The sequence below is a fragment of the Sphingobium herbicidovorans genome (assembly GCF_002080435.1).
GTDB classification, from domain to species: Bacteria; Pseudomonadota; Alphaproteobacteria; order Sphingomonadales; family Sphingomonadaceae; genus Sphingobium; species Sphingobium herbicidovorans.
The window spans coordinates 591,874-614,909 of the sequence record NZ_CP020539.1 but is presented as its reverse complement, the minus strand read 5'-3'; the positions used below and the strand labels follow the sequence as shown (position 1 = coordinate 614,909).

The 23,036-nt window shown below is 60.2% G+C and carries 11 protein-coding genes; 9 read left to right on the top strand and 2 right to left on the bottom strand.

The window, feature by feature from the left end; genetic code table 11:
• The first annotated feature begins 6 nt into the window (after window positions 1-6).
• The 3 genes from B6S01_RS17515 to B6S01_RS17505 are packed head-to-tail and all read left to right on the top strand — an operon-like array spanning window position 7 to window position 2,328.
• A complete protein-coding gene (locus B6S01_RS17515; RefSeq protein ID WP_234810796.1) occupies window positions 7-753 on the top strand; it encodes an LPD7 domain-containing protein in 747 nt (248 codons plus the stop codon).
• A 45-nt stretch (window positions 754-798) separates the two neighbouring features.
• Window positions 799-1,491 (top strand): HEPN domain-containing protein, encoded by a 693-nt coding sequence (locus tag B6S01_RS17510; RefSeq protein ID WP_037462757.1) that lies wholly within the window; start codon window positions 799-801, stop codon window positions 1,489-1,491.
• A 60-nt stretch (window positions 1,492-1,551) separates the two neighbouring features.
• Window positions 1,552-2,328, top strand: a complete 777-nt coding sequence (locus B6S01_RS17505; RefSeq protein ID WP_050983539.1) for a protein NO VEIN domain-containing protein — start codon at window positions 1,552-1,554, stop codon at window positions 2,326-2,328.
• Window positions 2,329-2,364: 36 nt separating this feature from the next.
• Here B6S01_RS17505 and B6S01_RS17500 read toward each other — a convergent pair whose 3' ends face one another.
• Entirely contained in the window at window positions 2,365-3,348 is a 984-nt protein-coding gene (locus tag B6S01_RS17500) for a helix-turn-helix transcriptional regulator (protein WP_037462759.1), read from the bottom strand.
• Between the two features lie 104 nt (window positions 3,349-3,452).
• Between B6S01_RS17500 and B6S01_RS17495 the strand changes: the two genes are divergently transcribed.
• The 6 genes from B6S01_RS17495 (at window position 3,453) to B6S01_RS17470 (ending at window position 22,634) form a co-directional block, all read left to right on the top strand.
• On the top strand, window positions 3,453-6,752 hold the full coding sequence (locus B6S01_RS17495) for a TM0106 family RecB-like putative nuclease (RefSeq protein ID WP_037462761.1): 3,300 nt from the start codon (window positions 3,453-3,455) through the stop codon (window positions 6,750-6,752).
• A gap of 3 nt (window positions 6,753-6,755) precedes the next feature.
• Window positions 6,756-7,994, top strand: coding sequence for a metallophosphoesterase family protein (locus B6S01_RS17490; protein ID WP_234810795.1), 1,239 nt, complete (start codon window positions 6,756-6,758; stop codon window positions 7,992-7,994).
• The gene (locus B6S01_RS17485; protein WP_234810820.1) at window positions 7,882-10,491 is read left to right on the top strand and encodes an AAA family ATPase; all 2,610 of its coding nucleotides are present in this window, start codon (window positions 7,882-7,884) and stop codon (window positions 10,489-10,491) included. Before B6S01_RS17490 ends, B6S01_RS17485 begins: the two co-directional genes overlap by 113 nt.
• Window positions 10,492-10,689: 198 nt before the next feature.
• Window positions 10,690-13,905, top strand: a complete 3,216-nt coding sequence (locus B6S01_RS17480; protein ID WP_037462767.1) for a site-specific DNA-methyltransferase — start codon at window positions 10,690-10,692, stop codon at window positions 13,903-13,905.
• Between the two features lie 5 nt (window positions 13,906-13,910).
• Window positions 13,911-16,697 (top strand): BPTD_3080 family restriction endonuclease, encoded by a 2,787-nt coding sequence (locus B6S01_RS17475; RefSeq protein WP_037462804.1) that lies wholly within the window; start codon window positions 13,911-13,913, stop codon window positions 16,695-16,697.
• A 123-nt stretch (window positions 16,698-16,820) separates the two neighbouring features.
• Window positions 16,821-22,634, top strand: a complete 5,814-nt coding sequence (locus B6S01_RS17470; protein ID WP_081570538.1) for a DUF3320 domain-containing protein — start codon at window positions 16,821-16,823, stop codon at window positions 22,632-22,634.
• Window positions 22,635-22,800: 166 nt separating this feature from the next.
• Here the strand turns inward: B6S01_RS17470 and B6S01_RS17465 are convergent, their stop codons facing one another.
• A complete protein-coding gene (locus B6S01_RS17465; RefSeq protein WP_037462769.1) occupies window positions 22,801-23,004 on the bottom strand; it encodes a hypothetical protein in 204 nt (67 codons plus the stop codon).
• Window positions 23,005-23,036: the final 32 nt, after the last annotated feature.

Sequence of the window (23,036 nt, the reverse complement as noted above, 5' to 3'; positions counted from 1 at the left end):
GCCAAGATGGGGAAGTCGTTTGATCCGTCCGTCCTTCAAGCGGCGTCGCCCGGTGACATTCCCGATGCCTTGCGAAAGCGCTATTTCTCCGCGACGAGCAAATGGTCGGGCGAGCCCGCATATTTCACGACGGCACAGGCAAAGGAACCGGCGTTCCGCGACCAGGGCAGACGGCTCATCACCTCCAGCGAGAGCGACGAGGTTGTGCGCGATCTCGTTGCCATCGCTCGCCATCGCGGGTGGTCGCACGTCCATGTTACCGGCAGTGAGACGTTCCGAAGGGCGGCTTGGCTCGAAGCCAGTCGCCAAGGTTTGGAGGTGCGGGGATATCGGCCGAGCGAACGGGATTTGCAGGAGCTGGACCGAGTCCGGCGCGATGCTAGTCGCAACAGCATTGCCCCTGCCGTCACGGCGCCGGCGTCGCGCGAACCTGGGCGGAATCGACGCCAGCCCGATGAGTCGTCTAGACAAACACCGTCCGAACAAAGCCGGGAGAAGAATGCGCGGGCGGCCCAGAGCCAGCTTCGCGTGATCGAGACAGTGGTGCGCGCGGCATTATTCGACGATCCCGATGCCGTTGCCAGGGTGATGAAGGTGGCAAACGACAAGGTGCAAACGCATTTGCAGGCGGGCTGGCAGTTTCAGGCAGCAAAGGTGCGGGACACCTCGGTCCGGGCCGTTGAGCCGTCAGGCCGGAACCGGCGGGAACCCGGCAAGGAACGAGCGCCGCTGCAACGATCTCGAGGCCGTTGATCGAGAGGGATTGAGCCTGACCAGCAAGGCTTTACCATATCGGTCATGGCCTATCGCTATCCGCCCGGCAGCCCGCTGCACCATGAGAACTTGAAGGCCAAGCAGCGCGAGCTGCGTGGCGATTTTCCGGAGCCGCTGACGCTCAGGGTGCATCGCGCGCTGTCGTGGCTGCGCCGTGCCGAGGCCGAGCAGGCCGATGAGGATGTACGTTTCATCCTGCTCTGGATCGGCTTCAACGCTGCCTATGCCGGCGACGTTGAAGCATCGCGGGTGATTGGTATCCCCGAGGGTGAGCGGGGATTGTTCCAGGCCTTTTTCGCAACCCTTGTGGGCTTTGATGGCAAACATCGCATCTACGACATGGTCTGGCAGCGCTTCCCTCAGGAAATCCGGGTGCTGCTCGCAAACCGCTATGTCTTCCATCCCTTTTGGCAGCATCACAATGGTGCGTCCGGCTATGCCGACTGGGCTGACAGGCTCGAGCGGTCGCGGACAGCGATAGGCGCCGCACTGCGCGATCATGACACGGCCAGGATACTCTCGATCCTGTTCGACCGGCTTTATGTGCTGCGCAACCAACTGGTGCATGGTGGCTCGACATGGAACAGCGATGTCAATCGCGCCCAGGTCAGGGATGGCGCCGCGCTGCTCGGCTGCTTGCTGCCGATCTTCATCGATCTCATGATGGACAATGCCGGGCATGAATGGCCGATGCCGAACTACCCGGTGGTGGAGTAGGGCGTGGCGGAAGTCTGGTCCGATCAGGAAATTGATCACATCGTCGCCGACTATTTCGCCATGCTCACCGACGAGCTGGTTGGTCGCTCCTTCAATAAAGCGGCGCGAAACCGCGATCTTCAAGCCGTGATCGACCGTAGCAAGGGCTCAATCGAGTTCAAGCATCAGAACATCAGCGCGGTCTTGCTCGGCCTTGGTCAGCCTTGGATCGAGGGCTATAAGCCGGCCGCCAATTTCCAGAATGCGCTGGTCGATGGCGTCCTGCGGTGGTTGGAGGCGCGGACCGAATGGCTGGCTCCCGACAGGCTCTCACGAGCTGCCCTGAACGTACCGGAAGCGCAAGGATCACTGCGGATCGGGCCGCCGCCCACGGTGCGCAACGAACCGTCGCCGATCGATCCAGCGTTCATGGCCGCGATCGGCCGCAAATATGATGTCGCCGAGCGCGACGCGCGCAACCGGGCGCTTGGCAAGGCGGGTGAAGAATGTGTGCTGCATCACGAGCGCCGTCATTTATCTGCCGCGGGCCGCGACGATCTCGCGGACAAAGTCCGCTGGACATCTGTGCAGGATGGCGATGGTTTTGGCTTCGATATCCGGAGCTTTGAGGCGGACGGGCGCGAGAAGCTGATCGAGGTCAAGACCACCAACGGATGGGAGCGCACGCCTTTTCATATCTCTCGCAATGAGCTGGCCGTCGCCGATACGAGGCGCGAGGAATGGTGCCTCATGCGGCTGTGGAATTTCGCCCGTGCGCCAAGCGCCTTCACGCTGCGCTCGCCCCTGAGCGATCACGCACAATTGACGGCGACCAGCTTCCTCGCCGAGCTCAATTGAAAACCGCCGCCACGAAGGGCGATACAAATCGGTCAATCAGGGCAGGGCCGGGAAGTCGGGACGCGCGTGGCCTTCGACCAGCGCCCGCAACCCCGCCGGTTCCAGCACCTCGACCTTGTCGCCCCATTGATAGAGATGCCAGGCCATTTCCAGCCAGCCTGCGGCTTTAAACCGGACAATCAGACTGCCGTCGTCCCGATATTCGGCCGACTGGTTGGGGTGGAACTGGAATTCCGCCGCACGCGAGGCTGCCTCGGGAAGAAACCGCCAGACGATCTCGCCATATTGGGCGGGGTCCTGATAAGCGCCGAAGGCCTGCGCCGCATGATCGTTCAAGGAAAACCCGGATTGGATGGGAAAACTCTCATCAAGACATTCGGCGCTGTGAATGCGATCGAGACGAAAATGGCGGAGATTTTCACCTCGGTCAGCCTGGCGCGCCACGAGATAGCTGCGCAATCCCAGTAGGAGCCCATGCGGCTCGACCGTTCGGGTTTCCGCGTCGGTCTCGCCATAGACAATGCGCATCTTGAACGGTCCGCGCAGCGCCTCGATCAGAACATCGGTGACCTCCGGCTTCATCGCGACCTTTGGACCTGGCCGCGCCACTTGGCCCAAAGCCGATAGCACCGCCTCCGCATCGGCTTCGGAGCGCAGCGCATCTCGCGGCGAGAGGCGCGTGATCAGGCTGTCTCTGAGATCTTCCAGGGCGCGGGCATGGCGGAGCCGGTTCTCATCGCGGGCCGCGCGGGCGGCGATTTCCAAAGCCTCGATGGTGTTTTCCTGGCGCGGTTGCAGTCGCTCGGGGATGGGACTTTGGATGCGCCAGCGCCGGCGGCGATCGTCATCTTCTACGACAACGACATTCGCGAAATTATCCTCCAGCGCGCTTGTCATGCGCTGCGCTGTGCGGTGCGAAATGCCGAATTCCTGAGAGATTTCCTCAAGACTGATTCCCAAACGCCGCGAGGCGGCGAGCTGGGCGAGGCGCAGAAGATCGTTGGCCTTGGCGAAAGTCATTATACGTCCATGTCAGAGATTGACACCCTTGCATGCTAAGGAACAGGGTAGCGCCTGTCGAGGTGATTCCCTCGTGGGCGGCGTTGGGCAATCAAGGGGGCCAAGTGAGGACGATCGGGAACACCATCCTGTTTTCAGCGACGGACCTGATGCGGTTCGTTGGCTGCGCGCATGCGACGGTGCTCGACCTTGCCTATATGCGCGGCGAGCCGCTCACGCCCCGGGAAGATACCGAGGATGCCGCGCTGCTTCAGAAACAGGGTGATGCCCATGAGGCCGCCCATTTGGCGACGCTGAAGGACGCGGGCCATGGCGTAGTCGAGATCGCGCGTGGCGACCTTGCTCAGAATGCGGACGAGACGCGAGCTGCCCTGGCGAAAGGCTCGCAGATCATCTTCCAAGGGGCTTTTCTGGCTGAGCGGTGGGGTGGCTGGTCCGATTTTCTCGAGCGGGTCGAGCGCCCCTCGTTGCTGGGGCCATTCAGCTACGAAGTGACCGACACCAAGCTCAAGCGCAAAGCCCATCCCAAGCATGTGCTGCAGCTCGTGCTCTATTCCGACCTTTTGGCGGAGATCCAGGGCGTGATGCCGGTGCACGCACATGTGCAGCTAGGCGATGGGACGCGCGCGACGCTGCGCTTGGCCGACTATGCCCACTATGCACGCGGTGCGCGGGCGAAGCTCGAGGCATTTGTCGCTTCCCCTGTGCCGACGCGGCCGATCCCTTGCGCGGATTGTTCGCTGTGTCGTTGGGCCGATCATTGCGACGCTATCCTCACCAGCCAGGACAGCCTGTTCCAGGTCGCCAATATCACCCGCGGCCAAGTGAAGAAGCTCGAGGCGTCGGGTATCGAAACCATGGCCGCGCTGGCTCGGCATGACGGCCCGGTGCGCGGCATTGCGAGTGCGACGGCGGAGAAGCTTGTCGGCCAGGCCAGACTGCAGCACGCGCGCAAAACCGGCGAACCCGCCTTCGAGTTGCGTCCGGCACAGCCAGGCAAAGGCTTTGACCTGCTCCCTCGGCCGCAGGCGGGCGATCTCTTCTACGACATCGAGGGCGATCCCCATTATGAGGGAGGCCTTGAATATCTGCACGGCGTGTGGGTCGATGATAGTTTCCATGCCTTCTGGGCTCATGACCATGCCGCCGAAGCGCAAGCGCTCGAACAGCTGCTTGCGTTTTTTCGTGATCGCCTCACGGCTTATCCGGAGGCCCGCATCTATCATTATGCGCCCTATGAGATCACCGCGCTGCGGCGTCTCACCACACGCTATGGTATCGGCGAGGCCTTTCTCGACCGACTCATGCGCGAACGGCGCTTTGTTGACCTCTATGCGGTCGTGCGCGGCGCGCTCATTGCTTCCGAACCGAGCTACTCCATCAAGGCGCTGGAAGCCTTTTATGGCTTGAAGCGCGAGGGGGAGGTCAAGACAGCGGGCGGATCGGTCGTTGCTTATGAAAATTGGCGCGAGACGGGCGATCAGCAAATCCTCGACGAGATCGAGGACTATAACCGGATCGACTGCCAATCGACCGAGCTTCTGCGCGATTGGCTGGTCGGCATCCGGCCCGATCGATTCTGGCCCGTGCTTGCGCAGGACGCGGCCGAGCAGGAGGCGGTCGAGGACGAGGAAACGACCGCGCTGCGCGATCGCCTAGCCACGTCCACTTTGGTCCCAGAGCGTCAGGAACTGCTGTTCAACCTGGGGCTGTTCCACAAGCGTGAAGCCAAGCCTGCTCAATGGACGGTTTTCGACAGCGCGGGGCGCGATGAGGAAGATCTTGTGGACGATCTCGACGCCTTGGCGGGCCTCGAGGCGATATCCGGGATCGAACCCATCAAGCGTTCGGTGATGCGCACCTATCGCTTTCCGTCTCAGGAAACCAAATTGCGCGAGGGCGGCAAGGCCACTGTGCCCGGGATCGAGGGACCGCCGTCAACCGTCGCGATTGAGGCGCTGGATCGCGAAGCGTGCACTATCACCCTGAAGGTCGGCGTGACACGGGCCGAACTCCTCACCGATCGGCTGACCCTGCATCCGGATTGGCCGCTCGATACCAAGGTGTTGGCCGCAGCGGTGCGCGACGTCATCGAGGACCAGTGCGGGCCGCGGCGCTATCGCGCCATCGATGATCTGCTGTCGGGCGCCGCCCCGCGCCTCAATGGCATAGCCGGCGACATTCTCGGTGACGGAGAACCGGTGGCCGGCGCCATTGCCGCTGCGCAAGCCATGGACCAGACATTGCTCCCGATCCAGGGACCGCCAGGCACGGGCAAAACGCATGTCACGGCCCGGGTGATCCTGGCGCTGGTCGGAGCGGGACATCGGGTCGCCGTCGCCTCGAACAGCCATGAAGCGATCCGCAATGTCCTGCTTGGCTGCCTGCGGGCTCGCGAGGAAGAGGGTGGAACCTTTCTCGTGTCGTTCGCCCACAAGGTCTCGGGCGGCGATGATGGCTATGCCAGCGATTGTCCCGTTCACCGCGCCACGGCCAATGATGACCTGATCCTCGCCCACGCCAATGTGGTCGGCGGCACGGCCTTCTTCTTCGCGCGCGATGAGAATGTGCAGTGCTTCGATTGGTTGTTTGTCGATGAGGCGGGGCAAGTGGGCCTCGCCAACATGGTCGCCATGGGGCGTGCCGCGCGCAATATCGTGCTGGTCGGCGATCCGCGCCAGCTGCCTCAGGTCATCCAAGGCGCGCATCCTGCGCCCGCCAACCTGTCATGCCTGAAATGGATGCTGGGCGAGCATGCCACGGTGCCTGCCGATCGAGGCATCTTCCTTGCCGAGACTCGGCGGATGCATCCCGCGGTTTGTGACTTCATTTCAGACCAGGTCTATGAGGGGCGACTAGCCAGCCATAGCGATACCGAGCGCCAGAGCGTTACCGGAACAGCCTGGCCCACGGCCGGCGCATATTGGGTTTCGGTTGCTCATGATGGTAATGCCCAGATCGCCGCTGAGGAAGTTGCGGCGATCGGCGCGGCAATCGAGAATCTCCTGCAAGGGAGCTGGACCGATAAGAACGGCGCCACGCGCCCTATCGGCCCCGGCGACATCATCGTCGTCGCCCCCTATAATGCACAGGTCAACGCGCTGCGGGCAGGGCTGCCGAGCAGCATTCGCGTCGGCACGGTCGACAAGTTCCAGGGCCAGGAAGCCCCTATATGCCTGGTCTCCATGACGGCTTCCTCGGCCGACGAGACCGCCCGCGGCATGGAGTTTCTCTTCTCGCTCAACCGCATCAATGTCGCGGTTTCACGCGCCAAAGCGCTCGCGCTCGTATTTGGCAGCGACCGCTTGCGCGAGGCCAACTGCAGCAGCATCGAGCAGATGCGGCTCGTCAACACGCTCTGTGCGCTTTCGCCGCTTTCTGCGCCTCACAATACGGGATCTTGATCCATGCGTTTCCTCCACACCGCTGACTGGCAGCTCGGCAAACCCTTTGGCCGGTTCGAGCCCGAGGTGCGCGCGGCGCTTGGCGAAGCGCGCTTCGACGCCATCGACCGGATCGGCGAAGTCGCGGCCGCCAACCAGGTGGAACATGTGATTGTCGCAGGCGACATCTTCGATACCGAGGGTCCCGAAGATAGGGTCATCGTCCAGGCAGTCTCGCGCATGCAGCGCTATCCCTGCCGCTGGTGGCTGCTCCCGGGCAATCACGACTATGCCCGCAACGGCGGACTGTGGGACCGCGTCCGTCACAAAGCCTCGGACAATATCATCCTGCTCACCGAGCCCGTCGCGCGGGAGATGGAAGCAGGGCTCTGGCTGCTACCCGCACCGCTCCTCCATCGTCACCATCTCGACGATCCGACCGAGCTGTTCGACAGCATGGAAACGCCAGGCGCGAAGCTGCGTATCGGCCTTGCTCATGGCTCCATCCGCGATTTCACGGCGCGCGGCGAGACCAGGAACCAGATCGCTCCCGATCGCGCGAAGCGGTCCAATCTCGACTATCTGGCGCTCGGTGATTGGCATGGCACGCTCAAGGTCGAGCCGCGCACCTGGTATGCCGGCACCCCCGAAACCGACGGTTTTCAGCGCGATGAGCCGGGCCATGCCCTGATGATCGAGCTTGCGCCCGGAGTGGAGCCAAAGGTGGAACCCGTGCGCACCGGCCGCTTCCAATGGCTGCTCAGGGATTGGACCTTGCAGGACACGGCCGCCTTTTTGGCGGAATGCGACGTGCTGCTCTCGGCTATCGATCCTGCGGCAACGCTGCTGCGCCTTTCGCTTGCAGGCATCACGAGCCTTGCCGACCGCGTCGAGATCCTGTCGCGGCTCGAAGATGACCTCCGGCATCGCCTCCGTTTCCTGGATGTCCGGGCGGACCATCTGTTCGGCCGGCCGGGCGAGCAGGACTTGGCGGATCTCAAGGTAGAGGGATTGCTTGGCATAGCGGCTGAGAAGCTTACCGAAACGATCGCTGCCGGCGGGACTGAAGCCATATTGGCGCGGCGCGCGATGGAGCGGCTCTTTGTCGAATATCATCGGGGAGCCAAGCATGAGCCTCCAACTGCGGCGGATCAGCCTCAACAATTTCCGCAAGTTCCGCGAGCCCCTGACGATCGAAGGGCTGGGCGAGGGGCTCAACATCATCATCGAGCCCAACGAGAGTGGGAAATCCACGATCCTTGAGGCCCTGCGTGCGGCTTTCTTCGTCCGCCATGCCACGAAGAATCAGCTCGCTCAAAGTTTTGCGCCTTATGGCGAGGCAGTCGCGCCAGAGATCGAGGTCAGTTTCGATATTGGCTCCGACAGCTGGAAAATCGCCAAGCGGTTTCTCAAAGGCCCCCAAGTCGAAGTCACGGGGCCGCAGGGCCGGGCGCAGGGCGAGGAGGCCGAAAATCGGCTGCAGGCGCTTTTGGGGTTCGTCAAGGATAGCAGCCAGCGCGGTGACCCGGCCACCTATGGTGCGCTCGGTCTACTTTGGGTTCCGCAGGCGCAGGCGCTCGAAGTCACGGCGCCCGGCAGCATCGTGCGCAGCAGCATCCAGGCGACGCTGGAGGCAGAGGTCGGGACGATCGTCGGCGGCGCTGCCTATGAGCGCGTCCGAAAGCGGATCGATGAGCAATATGACATTTACTGGACGCCGACTGGAAAGGCGCAGTCGAAGGGGCGCTGGCAAGCGGCGCGGGATCGTGACCAGCAAGCGCGGCAAACCGCTGCAGAAGCGACCACGCGGCTCGATGCGCTCGAAACGAGCTTCGGCGAGCTGGAAACCGCGCGCGGCCGACTGAAAGTGATCGAGCGGGAGCTGGCGGACGAGACCGAGCAAGAACAGCGCGCCGGCCTTGTTCAGTCTCTCGAGATCGCCAGGGCTGCCGCGCAAATCCTGGAGACCCGCAAGGCCGAGCATGAGAATTTCTCTGCAAACCTCGATCGTCTCGATGATCTGCAATCGCAGCATGAGGCGGCGAAGGAAGCGTTGACGGCCGCTGGGGAATCTTTGACCGCAATCACCGCCGATCGCGATCAGCTTGCAGACCAGCTGGAAGCGGGACGCAAGAAGGTGGCTGAGGCAAAGGCAGCGCTCGACAATGCGCGCGATGATCGCACCATGGCCCGTCAGGCTCTTGTGGAGGGGGAGGGACGTCTCGCTGGGCGTCAGCGCCACGCGGCAATCACCGATGCACGCCAGCGGCACACCGAGCTCCTCGATCTCGAAAAGCAACTGACCAACGCCCGCAATCAGGCCGCCCAGGTCATTCCGGCTGAGGCGTTCGCTCGCCTGGAGGCCAATGACCGCGCTGTCGCGGAAGCGCGGGCAGCCGTCAATGCCGGTGCTACCATTATCGAGCTTACGGGCGACGCTACGGGCATCACCATAGGCGGCGAGCCCCTGACACCAAATAGCCCGCGCACCTTGACCGGAGAGACGCAGATTGCGCTGGGTGGCGGCATCCTCGTCATCCGTCCGCCGGCAACCGCAGCCAGCGCAACAGCCCGCCTCGCTGAATTGCTCGAGCGACAGGATCTGGAACTAGCCGAATGGGATGTGGCCGACCTCGCTGCGGCCCGAGCGCGAAACGGTACTTCGCGCGACGCGCAGGGGACCGTCCAACTGCTCGAAACCAAGATTACAGGCCTCACGCCGGCGCAGCCGCTGTTGGATCTCGCGGCAGGCCCGGATGCGCTCAAGCTATTCGTGGCCGGTGTTCCAGCGGAATCGCCGGCGTCTGATGAAGACGAGATCTCGACCGATCAGCTCACCCGACGCCTGGAAGAGGCGGAAACGACCGCGGTGCGCGCTGAAACCCTGCACGACCAAGCCGTTCAGGACCTGCGTGAAATAGAGGATAGGGACCGCCCGCTTGCCGCCGAGCAGGCGGGCGCGGAGCGCGATCGGACCCATGCATCGGATCGCATCGCTCAGCTCGAACAGAAGCCCGATTTTGCCGGGCTTGCCGATGCCATCGCCAAGGCCCGAGAGGATGCTGCCCAGGCCGCTGTCAAACTGGCCGAAGCGACACGCGACGCCACCGCGCATGACGTGCAGGCGATCAACCGCAAGATCGAAACGATCGATAGCCGGGCAAGGGCTGGTCAAACCCGGCGGAGCGACCTCGAAAAGGATATCGCCCGCCTTGAGGCGATCATTGAGAGCGAGGGTGGCAAAGGTCTGGCGAGCCTGGCCGCAGCTGCAGCCGAAGAAGCCGATGCCGCAACGCAGGCGCTGGCTCGGCTCGACGAAGAGGCGGCCACGGTCAAAATGCTCAAGGATGTGCTGGACGAGGCGCGCGCGGAGGCATCCCGAACCTTTGTTGGCCCTGTGGCCCAGCGCGCTCGCGTCCATGTCGAGCGCCTTTTCCCCGGCGCCGACCTCAGCTTCGATGAAGAACTCGGCCTGGCCTCGGTCACGCGATCCGGCCTGAGCGAAGCCTGCGGAACGCTCTCAAAGGGGACGCAGGAGCAGCTGGCGGTCCTCACCCGCCTCGCCTTTGCCGACATGCTGCTGGAGCAGGGAACACCAGTTTCGCTGATCCTCGACGATCCCTTGGTCTATTCCGACGACGGCCGGCTCGATCTGATGACCGAGATTCTTGAGGAAGCGTCTCAGCGCATGCAGGTGATCCTGCTCACCTGCCGCGATCGGGCATTCCGACATTTGGCTGCAACGCGAGTCCAGATCTGATGTGACAGGAAGGCGAGATTGCACTTTATGGGATTGCCGAAGGCGCTATCTATCCATTTGGTTCTATTCGATTTGGTTGAGATATTAGGGGGAAGCATGACAGATCCATCGGCAACAGCGCTATGCTTTGAATAATCCAGCGAGGAAAATGAGCGAATTTCGATCTGCACGTGCAGTTCACTGACTTGGAAAAATCAAATGACCGCCTCTCTTCGCGAACTTCTATTGTCCATTGTCCCTGACGATGGGTCCGCAGTCGGCAATTTGGCTTTGGCTGCAGCCATGCGCGAGTCAGTACCTGACCTAAGTGATGAAACCTATCAGCGCATCCGAGACGGGCTGATCGCAGAAGGCATGCTCGGCAAAGGCCGCGGCCGTGGCGGGTCAGTTTTTCTGCTGGGGCTCGACGTCGAGGAGGACGAGATTAACGATAGAGACGGAGATGGCTTCTCGCTGACCGCGCAAGAGGCTTCGTTGCCTGCTGCCCCTAAGACCGGCAATAAAAAGAAGGTCGTGCGCAAGTCGGACGAGCCGGTGCAGGTGCTGAGCTATCGTCACGCCGAAACGCGGGTGAACAACCCCGATGTTGGTATGGTTCATCCGGATAACGATCCGGATCAGCCAAAGACCGTCTGGAAGTACGATCCTCACCTCGACCCAGAACTGATGTTCGACAGCCAGCGCGGGGCAGTCGAGAAGTTGATCGACGATGCGCTGGCGTCTGGGGATGCCGATGCGATGCGCGACGCGCTGGTGGAACTGAAGCGGCTCCAGGAGCCGTATCTCAACTGGGCGGGCAAGGCTGAAAGGACCAGCTTTGCGGTCGATACCGTGTCGCTCCACGTCCACGAGCGGGTGGACCCGGCGACGATCCTTGCCAATGCGCGCAAGCGGTTGAAGGGCGAAAAGGCGGGCGAGGCTTGGCGGCAGGCCGACCTGTTTGCCGCCGCGTTCGAGAACCTTCCATTGCGGCAGGCGCTAGATTTCTACCATCACGAAAAGGGCTGGTCGAACCGCCTGATCGCGGGCGACAGCCTGCTGGTCATGAACTCGCTGCTCCAGAAGGAGTCGATGGCTGGCAAGGTGCAGATGATCTACATCGACCCGCCTTACGGCATCAAATATGGGTCGAACTTCCAGCCGTTCACCAACAAGAGGGATGTTAAGGACGGGGCCGATGCGGACCTCACACAAGAGCCAGAGATGATCAAGGCGTTCCGCGACACGTGGGAACTCGGCATCCACTCGTACCTGACATATCTGCGTGACAGGCTGCTTTTGGCCAAGGAACTGCTGCATGAGAGCGGCAGCGTATTCGTGCAGATTTCCGATGAAAATCTTCATCATGTCCGGGAGGTTATGGGAGAAGTTTTCGGCGAAGAAAACCACTGCGGCACCATTTCTTTTACAAAAAATAGCGGAGCTACAGACCTCCTTCTCGCAAATATAACTGATTATGTTATATGGTACTGCAAATCTAAATATAAAGTCAAATATAGACAGTTATATTATCAAAAAACTGCCGGGACAGAGTTCGCATCCAGATATGAATATGTTCTCGAAAGTAGTGGCGTTGAAAGGCGGGTGACAAAAGCTGAATTGAAGGACCCAGCCGCCCTTCCGAGTGGTTCGGACATGTTGACGTTTACCCCGGCGATCTCACAGGGTTTCCGGCCAACTACCTCAGTTCCGTTTTCAATGCAAAACTTCACGTGCGATATTGGGACTCAAAGAAACTGGAAAACCTCCCTAAGTGGCATGGCTCGCCTCGATAAGGCTAATCGCCTTATGGGATCCGAGAAGATGATCTACTACAAAAGGAGGCTCTCAGATTTTCCCGCTTACGCGATCAATGCTCTTTGGTCGGATACACAAGACCGCTTCAATAAGGACTATGTAGTTCAGACTGTTCCTAAAGTTATCGAGCGCTGCTTGTTGATGACTACTGATCCTGGCGATCTGGTTTTCGACCCGACATGCGGCTCGGGCACGACTGCCGTTGTCGCTGAAAAATGGGGCCGTCGGTGGATTACGTGCGACACAAGTCGTGTCGCGGTTACGCTTGCGAAACAGCGGTTTATGACAGCAGGCTTCGATTATTTCGCCCTCCGCTATCCGCATGAAGGGCTCAGGGGAGGCTTCGTCTACAATTCGGTCCCTCACATCACCCTGAAAAGCATTGCTAACAATCCTGATATCGACACGATCTACGAAGATAAGCACCCGGCCATCGCGGCGGCGCTCGAATCGCTGAACGCAGCGTTGCTGGCCAATTCCCCTGTGCCCTTCAAGCCAACGCAAGGCTATCGCAAGGGCAAACCAATTACCTTCACCACAGGCGAGCGGCTGGAAGAATGGGAAGTGCCTTTTGATTGGCCGGTTGGCTGGCCGGCCACTGCCGCGCAAGCGTTCACCGGTTTCCATGCTGCCACCCAAGCGATGCGGAAGGCGATGGATCAGTCCATCAAGGATCATGCCGAGCAGGAAACGCTTTACGATAAGCCAAGCGTAGACAGGGGCCGTCTTCGTATCACTGGCCCATTTTCGGTTGAGGCCGTACCAGCGCCTACGGTGCTGTCTCTGGACGAGACCGCACCGCCAGAGGAAGCCGATGCCACAGTGGCACGGTCAGGTGAAACCTCGCGTCAAACGCAATGGCGCGATGAACTGATCCGTACCGGGATCCGCGCAAAGGGCGGGGCCATGCTAAAGTTCACCGATCTCGAAGCCATCCCCGGCGTCAAACACCTCCACGCGTCCGGCACTTTGGATAGCGGGGAGCGGGTCGTCGTCAGCTTCGGTCCAGAACACGCTGCACTTGAACAGAAGCAGGTGGAACGCGCCATCGAAGACGCTCAGACCCTCGTGCCTAAGCCCAAGTTCGTAGTCTTCTGCGCCTTCACCTTCGACCCGGAGGCGGCGAAGGATATCGACGAGACCAACTGGCCCGGCGTCACTCTGCTAAAGGCCCAGATGAATACCGATCTGTTGACCGAGGATCTGAAGAAGGCGCGGTCGTCCAACCAGTCCTTCTGGCTGATGGGCCAGCCTGAGGTGGAACTGAAGCAGGTCGGCGACAATTGGCAGGTCGAGGTCCATGGCTTCGACTATTTCGATCCCCGCGAAGGCACGCTGGTTTCAGGTGGCAAGTCCAAAATCGCCATGTGGTCGCTGGATACCGACTATGATGGGCGCAGCCTCATGCCGCATCAATTATTCTTCCCGATGGCCGGCGCAAAAGATGGCTGGAACCGCTTGAAAAAGACAATCCGTGCCGAATTGGACGAGGATCTTTTGGAGCAATTCCACGGCACGGTTTCTTTGCCCTTCGAGGCCGGGGACCATCGCCGGGTCGCGATCAAGATCGTCGATGACCGGGGCATCGAATCACTCAAGATCATGAACCTGGAGTGACGGCGGTGACCAAGCCCAAGTCGCTCATCATCAATACACCATTCGTGTGCCCGCAGCAGCATTGGGCGCCAAAGCAGGATGGCACGCTGGAAATCATTCCGGAGCGCCGCCCCGCCAGCTACGAGGTGTTCGACGCCCGGAACAACACCCGGCGAACCGAGAAGCTGGAACTGGTCGAGACGATCCGTGGCCGCGTCGATCAATGGCGCGAAGCTGGCTACCCCGGCGTGACCATCGTCACCCGCCGCTTGCTCGAACACTGGCATGACAACACGGCGCGGGAATACCCGTTCTACTTCTGTCAGCTAGAAGCCATCGAAACGCTGATTTGGTGGCTCGAAGGCGCGGAGGAATACAAGCAGGGCATCTACGTCCCCGGTGATGGTGGGGCATGGCAGCGCCTGTGCAACAAGATGGCGACCGGCGCGGGCAAGACCACGGTGATGGCCATGATCATCACCTGGCAGGTGCTGAACGCGCTGACCTACCCCAAGCGGAACAAGGATTTCAGCCGGGCCATCTTCATCGTCGCCCCGGGCCTAACGGTGAAGGGGCGACTCCAAGTGCTGATCCCCAGCGCCGGCAGCTACTACGACGAGTTCAATCTGTGCCCGTCCGAAGCTCTGCGCCAAAAGCTGAATCAGGCTGAAGTCCTGATCGAAAACTGGCACACTCTGATGCCTGCTGCCGAGCCGAAACGCTCGGTCGTCAAGAAGGGCGCAGAGACCGACGAGGCATTCACCCGCCGCGTTCTCGGCAAACTCGCTGCCTTCAAGGATATCGTCGTCATCAACGACGAGGCCCACCACGCCTACCGCAAGCCCGCTGAGGTCAAGATCAGCAAGAAGCAGGCGGAGGAAGCCGGGATCGACCTCGACGAAGCCACCCGCTGGATCGAAGGGCTGGACCGGCTGCACAAAACCCGCCGCATCCAGCGTTGCTTTGACCTGTCGGCCACGCCATTTGCACCGACCGGCAAGGCCAGCACCGACACCGCGCTATTCGATTGGATCGTTTCCGACTTTGGCCTTAACGATGCGATTGAAGCTGGGCTCGTGAAAACGCCGCGTGTCGTGGTGCGGGACGATGCCATGCCCGATGCCAAGACGTTGCGCTCCAAGCTCTACCACATCTATCGCGATCCGGCGGTCGCAGAGGATCTGAACCGTAAGGCCGAACCTCATGAGGCGCTGCCGAAGCTGGTCAAGGACGCCTATACGATCCTTGGCGCCGACTGGCGCGCGACAGCCAAGCAGTGGGCGGACAGCAAGCATCATTCACCGCCCGTCATGCTCACTGTGTGCAACCGGACCGAAACGGCTGCGCGCATCGAGCAATTCTTCAATCAGGGTGATTGCCACTGGCCGGAGCTTCAGGCTCCTGGCAAGACCTTGCGGGTGGACTCCCGCGTCATGGAGAAGGCCGAGGTCGGCGAGACTGCCAGTGCGGACAAGGGTTATGAAGCCCGCCTGGAGCAGGTGATCGACGAGGCAGCGATCCCCGAAACCAAAAAGGAACGCCTCCGGGCGATGAAGAAGGAGGAACTGCTCCGCGAGATCATCGACAATGTCGGCAAGCGCGGCGGTGCTGGCCAAAATCTCCAGAAGGTCATTTCGGTGGCCATGCTGTCCGAGGGGTGGGACGCGAAGAATGTCACCCACATCATGGGCCTGCGCGCCTTTACATCCCAGCTGCTGTGCGAACAGGTCATCGGCCGCGGCCTTCGGCGTGTCGGTTATGACAAGGACGATGACGGGCTGTTCCTTCCTGAATATGTGAACGTGTTCGGCGTGCCGCTTTCGATCTACGAGCCCGGGGAAGGCGGGGAAGCCCCGCCGCCGCCCAAGCCCAGCACTCAGATTGACGTGGTGCCCGACCGGGCTTCTTTGGAACTGCGTTGGCCAAACGTGCTTCGCATCGAGTCCGTTGTGAAACCGGAACTCACCGTCGATTGGACCAAGGTCGAGCCGTTGATGCTCGATCCGGTTGCCACCGTCATTAGCGCCGAGATCGCTCCCGCGCTCGGCGGGGCAGCCGACATGAGCAAGGTGACGGCCATCGATTTGTCACTTCTGCCGGATGAGTTCCGCCTTCAGCGGCTGACATTCGTGTCGGCGCGCAAGGCGTTTGCCGAGCTCAAGACTAACTTCCAGGGCAACGAGGAGTACCTTGTCTTCCAGCTTATTCGGCTTGTCGAAACTTTCCTACGCTCTGACAAGATCGATATCCCGTCGCTATTCCATAGTGATCCGGTCCGTCGCCGCATTCTGATCGCGCTCAACATCGACCTGATGGTGCGACACGTGCTCCGGTTCGTGACCGAGCAGAACACAACGGTTCTGACGCCGGTATTCGATGAAGAGAACCCTATTGGCAGCACTGGCCAGATGCGCGCGTGGTACACGACCAAGCCAAACATGCCGACTGGCAAGTCACACATTAGCCATGTCGTAGGGGACTCCGCTTGGGAGCAGTATGCCGCAAATGTATTTGAAAGCCGCGACGACATAATTGCCTATGCCAAGAACGATCACCTTGGTTTTCAGATACACTATCTCTGGCAGGGATCCCGCCGCCGATACATTCCCGATTTCATCGTCCGGCTGGCGAATGGAAAGACGCTCGCCTTGGAGATCAAGGGAACGGATAGCGAGCAGAATAAAGCCAAACGAGAGGCCTTGGACGAGTGGGTCCAAGCAGTAAATTCGAGCGGTGGGTTTGGCGAGTGGTCTTGGGATGTCGCTTTCAATCCCAGCCAAATACACGACATTGTGGCGCGTCACGACAAATGAACATGACTGGGAATTGATAACGCTATCTTGGGGGCTATCAATAATCACAAACCTACATTCGATGCGGGTAATTGATATCCACATCCGCCTTTTCCGGCTCAATCCGGAAGGGGCTGCGACGCCATGAGCGGATTTGATATCATAGCTGCCATGCAGGCTTTGGGGCTGCCTGCCGCCTTGGCGATTGAAGACAATCTCCGCGCCATCGAAGACCTTGTCGATTTCCATTACGATGATCACGAGCGTCTGGCCCTCATAAGAGGCGAATTGCAAGGATTCCGGCACCCCGTGGCGCGCTCCATTGTCGCGCGCATCGACTCCCATATGGAGAATTTTCAGAACTTCTCGTCAGAAGAGCAAAATGATTTGCAAGTTGGAAATGAAATGATGGCCACCCGCGCAGCAAAAGGACCGGAACTGACGACCGCGCATGCTCGTTTGATAAGCCTGATCGACTATGTGGAGGCCACCGAGCGCGACCGACTGAAGGTCGAACTCGATTATCGCAGCCACCGCGGCTTTGTCGCTACGGAAGATGAGGTTGCCGGACTGCCTGGCGTGTCGCTCGATTGGGGGTCCGGGGATGATCCCGTCTGGCTGCGCGTTGAACGGCTCGCCAAGATTGCGCCGCCAGCGCCACCGGATCAGGAACTGGCGCTATGGCTCTCCCTGCGCGACGATGTAGCAGCGATACCATCACTCAAGGTGGAAATCGCCACAGCCGGCCTTGTCGCGCTCGAATTGCTTGACGCGGAAGAAGCGCCGGAACGCATCGCTCTGTCTGATTATGAGCGCCGAGACAGTGTCGAGGCGGCCTTCCATGCCTGGCTAGAAGGGACATGGAGACTATGGGCAGAACGCGAAAAGCCCCGCCGCGAGACCATCAAGCTGTACAACGCCCTTTATATGCTGCGCCAGCAGTTGGAAGGTGTCAGCGACGTCCCGCTCGAACTGGTATGCGGCATTGGCTTTGCAACGCTGTTCCGCAACGGCCAGCGTTTGCGTTATCCGCTGCTGTCGATGACCATGGAGCTCTCACTCGACGAGCAAACCCATTGCATCGAAGCGCGTCCACGCCTTGAGGCCGATCCCGGCCTTGAGATCGATCCACTCGACCGGATGGGACTGCACGCGCTGGACCAATGGCGGACAGCCACGGAAAGATTCCTAGCGGCACTGGACGAGGTGGCGCTCTCGCCCTTTGCACTCGAAAGCTTCGAGCCCGTGTTGCGCCAGGCCTCGGCCCTGTTCGATCCAGATGGCATTTATGTGCCGGATGTCAATCCGGCCGAGGCGCGGCGGATACCCTCGGTCGACACGCATTTGCAGGTCAGCACCGCGTTCGCCTTCTTCCAGCGCGAACGGCGCGCAACGCAGCTGATGGAAGATCTCCGGCGCTTCCGGACGGCCATACAGGACGGCTCGGAGGCCCCCGATCTCCCTGCTGCCGTTGCCGCCCTACTGGTAGAGCCGTCCGACACAATCGAAGAACCCGAATACCCGCAATTCCGTGGTATATCGACCATTCCCGGCGTCACCTCATCAGACGGCTCGGGCAGGGACCTGTTCTTTCCCAAGCCGTTCAATCGCGAGCAGGTGGAGGTCGTGCAACGGCTCGAAGTTCGCCCGGGCGTCGTGGTCCAGGGGCCACCGGGCACCGGCAAGACGCACACGATCGCCAACATCATCAGCCATTACCTTGCGCTGGGTAAGCGGGTGCTCGTCACCTCCCAAAAGGCACCCGCCTTGCGTGTCCTGCGCGACAAGCTGCCTGAGGCGGTGCGACCGCTTGCGGTGAGCTTACTCGACAGCGATCGCGACGGTCTGAAGCAGTTTCAGGAGTCGGTCGATATCATTGCTGAAAAGCTCCAGCGGCTACGCCGCCATGAGCTTGAGCGGCAGATATCTGACCTCGATCATCAAATCGACAACTTGCACCGCAGCCTCGCCCGTATTGACAATGAAGTCGATACGATAGGGCGAACGGCAGTGTCGCCCGTCGTGCTCGAGGGAGAAACGATCGAACCCGTGCGGGCGGCGCGCATGGTGGTCGTCGAACCTGAACTGGCAAATTGGTTGCCGGATAGTGTTGATGCCGAGCCCGAAAACGCTCCCCGTTTCAGCGATAGCGACATCGTGGCACTCAGACAGGCGCGGCGGAAAGTTGGGCAGGACATCGGGTATTTGGGCGTTCCCATTCCGAAATTGGCCAGCCTGCCTTCCATTGACAGCCTGCTGCCCGTTCACCGCGATCTCTCCCGGGCCGAAGAACTGCGCCGACAGATCACCGCAGGTACGTTGCCGAACCTTCGAATAGCGGAAGGGGAAGCTGAAGCCCAATTGGCCGATCTTGCGCATGAGCTGGATGAACTTGGTACCCTGGATACGAAAGTGTCATCGGCACCATATACATGGACGGCGGATGCCATTCGCGGCGCTAGGACCGGCGAAGACCAAGAGATGTTGGCGGCGATTGCCCGCCTCCAGCCAGAGATCGACTACCTTATCTTAGAAGGGAGCCACTTCCTAACCCGGCCCATCAATATGCCAGATGACGCGCTCAACGATGAAAAGCTGCTTGAGGCGTTGCAGAGACTTTGTGAGGGTAAGGCGGCATTAGGCTTTGTCGGCGGTCTCTTCGCCGGGAAGGTTAAGGCAAAGCTGGCGCAGGTTACGTTGCTTGGCGAGGCTCCGCGAAACGCGGACGAATGGCTCGAAATTCAACGGTTCATCGACGGCATCAAGCGTTCGCGCAAGCTTCGCCAAGCCTGGAACCATCTCGTTTCGTTGGGCGTGGGCGACCAGATCGATCAGGATGGCCTCGCGATTGCGAAGCGCATGCGTGCACAACAGCAACACCTCGAAAATGTCGGCACGCTTGTCACCCAACAGCAGCTTGTCGATGGCCGGGCGCGAAAGATCATTGCCAGCTGGGCTCTGTCGGTATCGGAGGGTAGCCCATCCACCGTTAGGCTGCGTGAGGTGGTCGAGACCCACCGGTTGAAATATCGGCTCGAGAGCGCCGAATCCATACGCTCCAAATTGATCGCTTCCCTGGCATCGGCCGGTGGCGACATTGCCCGCGAGTTACAGGACTATGCAGTGCGCGCTTTGGGCAACCCGGATGTCTCTACCGAAGCCTTCCATTCGGAGTGGCAAGACCTAACCCTCAGACTTGCCCACATCGAAGGTCTTTCAGAGGCTTTCGAAACGATCCAGACCGTTTGCACAACCATTTCGGCATCGGGCGGCTCTCGTTGGGCAGAGGCACTCCGTTCCGAACCAGTCGAAGGCATGGAAGACAGCCTCACCCCGGGTGATTGGGTCAAACGTTGGAAGCTCAGGCGACTTAGCACTTGGCTTGCACGCATTGATCGTCATGCTCGTTTGCAGGAACTTGGCTCTGAGAGAGCCGAAAAGGAGGCCCTGCTCAAGGAAGCTTACGAACGTTCGATCGAATTGCGGACCTGGCTCGAGCTAAGCCGGAAAGCGACCGATGGCGTGAAGGCTGCTTTGGCGGCCTATGCGGATGCAGTTCGCCGGATCGGCAAAGGCACGGGCAAACGGGCAGGGCGATATCGCCGGGAGGCACGAGCTGCGTCCGATCGCGCCAAGGGGGCTCTGCCTTGCTGGATCATGCCGCACTACCGGGTGTCGGAATCTTTGCCTGCCGATCTCGGCCTGTTTGACGTCGTCATCGTGGATGAAGCTTCGCAGTCAACCGTGGCGGCTCTCCCGGCATTGTTACGCGCCCAGAAGATCCTTATCGTGGGCGATGACAAGCAGGTAAGCCCCGAGCTCGTTGGGCGCGATCAGGCCCGCGCTGATGAACTCGCCAGCAGGCACCTCGGGGCCCAAGTAGCGGATTATCGTTCCTGCTTGCGGGAAGAGCAGTCCCTATACGATCTCGGCAAGGTCGTTTTCGCTGGCGGCGCCATCATGTTGACCGAGCATTTCCGCTGTGTCGCTCCGATCATCGAATTCTCAAAGGGACAGTTCTATGGCCATCGGCTGACGCCGCTGCGATTGCCGACGGCGTCCGAACGGCTGGATCCGCCTTTGATTGACGTTTTCGTGGAGGACGGCTTCCGCAAGGGAGACGTGAATGTTCCCGAGGCGGAATTCATCGTCTCCGAGATCGCGGCGATCGCGGAAGACGAAAGGATGTCGAAGCGAACGATCGGCGTCACCACATTGCTGGGTCAGAACCAGGCCGCGCACATTTATAAGGAGATCGAACAGCGCCTCGGAACTGAGGTGATGGAGCGCCACACAATTCGGGTTGGTGATCCCACCGCTTTCCAGGGTGATGAACGGGACGTCATGTTCGTCTCGTTGGTGGCGCAACGGGAGGATAGCCCGCTTTCGGGCAATCGATATGAGCAGCGCTTCAACGTCGCCTTGTCGCGGGCTCGAGATCGAACCTACCTTGTTCGCTCGGTTGAGCTGGATCAGCTGCGCACGAGCGATCAACTGCGTCGCTCCCTCCTGGAGCATTTTCGATGCCCCTACCCAGCCGAAACTTCCGACCTGAAGGATCGGCGCGATCGATGCGAATCCGACTTCGAGCGAGAAATGTTCGACTTGCTTTGCGAACGCGGCTTCCGGGTCAACACTCAGGTCCGTGTCGGAAACTTCAGAATCGATCTTGTGGTCGAGGGTGACAACGACCAGCGCATTGCCATCGAATGCGACGGGGATCGCTACCATGGGCCCGACAAATGGCCAGATGACATGATGCGGCAGCGTATCCTTGAGCGTGCCGGTTGGACGATCTGGCGTTGTTTTGCCTCGCGTTTCGTTCGCAATCGGCAGGTCGTAGTCGATGAAGTTGCCGCATTTCTGGCCGCGCGCGGAATTGAACCGATCAACGATGGCGAAGAATGGATAAGCCACCATACAGAATTGCGGACTTGGCGGCTTCCGTCACCAGAGGACGCTGAGCCTGCACCTGCCGTAGGGCAATCACCGCCTGATGATGGTGCAACCGATGATGCTTGGCCGGCGCCAGTTCAAAAAACGGATGTCCTCAGCGCCGCCGAAGGGCCTGATTTCAATGTGAACTTGACGCGTGTCACCGAGTCACAGGTTCGGAACGCCATTCTCAATCTGATGTCTGATAAACGGGTTTGGTCCAATGGTGAGTTAAAGGGGGCGCTTGTCGACGTCTTGGCTCTGTCCGATGCAGATCGGGCACCCGCCAACTTTCGTCCGGGCGAGGAAAAGTGGGAAGAACTGGTAAACAATGCCCTTTCCCCTTCTCGCGGAAATTCGCTTCATTCAAAGGGCTTGGTCAAGAGCGCAGGGCGCGGCCTGCATGTCCTGTCTGATGACGATATGGCAGGCCCCGTCGAAAAAGCCGCCGTGGTCCGCCCCTCCAGCCCCGAGGATGACGAGAAAAGTTATTCGCCTCCTGCAATCGAAATCGGCACCGAATACCAAATCGCCTCTCTGGTTGTTCCATTGGAAGAGGTCGAACAGATCTATCAGCCAGAGTATAAGCCAAGACTTGAACGGCTGATCGATGCCACACTTCAGGCCGAGGCGCCAATGTATGAAGACATCCTGATTGAAAGGATCGCCCGCGCTCACAAAAAAGAGCGGGCAGGCCGGATTATTCAGGATATCGTTACACAGGCAATTTCCGATCGTCATCCGTCGGTGGAAGAAGATGGCCGGAACGTGGTGTTCCACGAAACGATGGATACTGGCCAGTTGGTTGCGTATCGACCGGCCCGATCAGACTGGCGATCTCACCGAGACATTCCTCTCATTGAACTCGCGAGCCTGGCTTTGCCTCTTGTCCGAAGAGGCAAGGCGGAAGCCGATGTCCTTGCCCATTTTGCACGGACTTTCAGCTTGGCTCGATTGCGTGAGCCTACGAGGAAGCGGTTTGAAGCTGCTATCGCAATGGCAAATGCGACGCGCGAGAATTGATGTCAGGCTTGTGAATGCCCTGCGTTATCGCGGCCGTGCAAGAAAGCTGGCAGCCGTCGAACGTGGGCACCCCACTACTGAGGCTCAGACTCCAGCAATTTAACATAAGATATATTATCAAATTTTATCTTTTTATATCAATCGCTTACTATCTGAAAAGCAGCGGTCATTCCGGTGAATTGATATCCGCCCAATAGGTGATCTCCTCGAAAAGGTGCATGCCTTCCGGATCTTCCCACCCCTTGCGCCCGTCATCCCATCGGCCAATCACAGGGCGATCTCCTTCCCACAGCAGGATGAGGCGGCCATCTCTTCGGTCGGCGGGCATCGCGCCAATCGGATCCCACGGGATGTATTTCGCGGTGATCATACTGCACTTTCCTCCTATGGATCGTCGGCCGA